Origin of the sequence: Phycicoccus sp. DTK01 (assembly GCF_017312765.1) — a bacterium.
Classification (GTDB): domain Bacteria; phylum Actinomycetota; class Actinomycetes; order Actinomycetales; family Dermatophilaceae; genus Phycicoccus; species Phycicoccus jejuensis.
The window spans coordinates 2,980-4,538 of the sequence record NZ_BOPU01000017.1; the positions used below are offsets into that span (position 1 = coordinate 2,980).

Genomic DNA, 1,559 nt, shown 5'->3' on the forward strand with positions numbered 1-1,559 from the left:
CAAGGAGGTCTCCCTCCTGCGCGACGGCGTCGAGACCAAGATCCCGGTCGAGCAGCTCACGGCGGGCCAGGAGTTCGTCGTGCGGCCCGGCGAGAAGATCGCCACCGACGGCGTCGTCGTCGCCGGGACCTCCGCCGTCGACGCCTCCATGCTCACCGGCGAGTCGGTCCCGGTCGAGGTCGCCGCCGGGGACGCCGTGGCCGGCGCCACCGTCAACGCCGGCGGTCGCCTCGTCGTGCGCGCCACCCGGGTCGGCGCCGACACCCAGCTGGCCCAGATGGCCCGGCTGGTCGAACAGGCGCAGACCGGGAAGGCCGCCGTGCAGCGCCTGGCCGACCGCATCTCGGGCGTGTTCGTGCCCATCGTCATCGCCCTCGCCGTCGCGACCCTCGGCGCCTGGCTCGGAGCAGGCTTTCCGACCTCCGCCGCGTTCACGGCCGCCGTCGCGGTCCTGGTCATCGCCTGCCCCTGCGCCCTCGGCCTGGCCACCCCCACGGCCCTGCTGGTGGGCACCGGTCGCGGAGCCCAGCTCGGCATCCTCATCAAAGGCCCCGAGGTGCTGGAGTCGACCCGCACGATCGACACCGTCGTGCTGGACAAGACCGGCACCGTCACCACCGGCCGGATGGCCCTCACCGAGGTCGTCACCGAACCGGGCCAGGACCGGCGCGAATCGCTCCGGCTGGCCGGAGCGCTCGAGGCCGCCTCCGAGCACCCCATCGCCCAGGCCGTCGCCCGCGCCGCCGCCGACGAGACCCGGCCGCTGCCGACGCCCGAGGACTTCACCAACCTCGAAGGCCGCGGCGTCCAAGGCGTCATCGACGGTCACGCCGTCGTCGTCGGACGCCCCTCCCTGCTCGCCGACTGGTCCCAGCACCTCTCCCCCGCACTCCTGCAGGCCAAGGCGCGCGCCGAGTCCGAGGGCAAGACCGTCGTCGCCGTCGGGTGGGACGGGCAAGCCAGGGCGCTGCTCGTCGTCGCGGACACCGTCAAACCCACCAGCGATCTGGCCGTGCGCGAGCTGCAGGCCATGGGCCTGACCCCGGTCCTGCTCACCGGCGACAACGACGCCGTCGCCCGGCACATCGCCGCCCAGGTCGGCATCGAGCAGGTCATCGCCGAGGTGCTCCCCCAGGACAAAGCAGCGGTCGTCTCGCGCCTGCAGTCCGAGGGCAAGACGGTCGCCATGGTCGGCGACGGCATCAACGACGCCCCCGCCCTCGCCCAGGCCGACCTCGGCCTGGCCATGGGCACCGGAACCGACGTCGCCATCGAGGCCTCCGACATCACCCTCGTGCGCGGCGACCTGCGCTCCGCAGGCGATGCCATCCGCCTCTCCCGCGCCACCCTGCGCACCATCAAGACCAACCTCTTCTGGGCGTTCGCCTACAACGTCGCCGCCCTCCCCCTGGCCGCGCTCGGCCTGCTCAACCCCATGCTCGCCGGCGCCGCCATGGCCTTCTCCAGCGTCTTCGTCGTCGGCAACAGCCTGCGCCTGCGCACCTTCACCGGCGCCACCACCCAGCCCACCGACACCCCCGAGGACCCCCATGCCTGAG

1 protein-coding gene is annotated in these 1,559 nt (G+C 73.4%); it reads left to right on the plus strand.

Going from position 1 to position 1,559, the window contains the following annotated elements; all coding sequences use genetic code 11:
• On the plus strand, positions 1-1,558 hold a 1,558-nt coding region (locus tag J3473_RS19175; protein WP_242525975.1), incomplete at its 5' end, for a heavy metal translocating P-type ATPase.
• Between the last annotated feature and the right edge of the window lies 1 nt (position 1,559).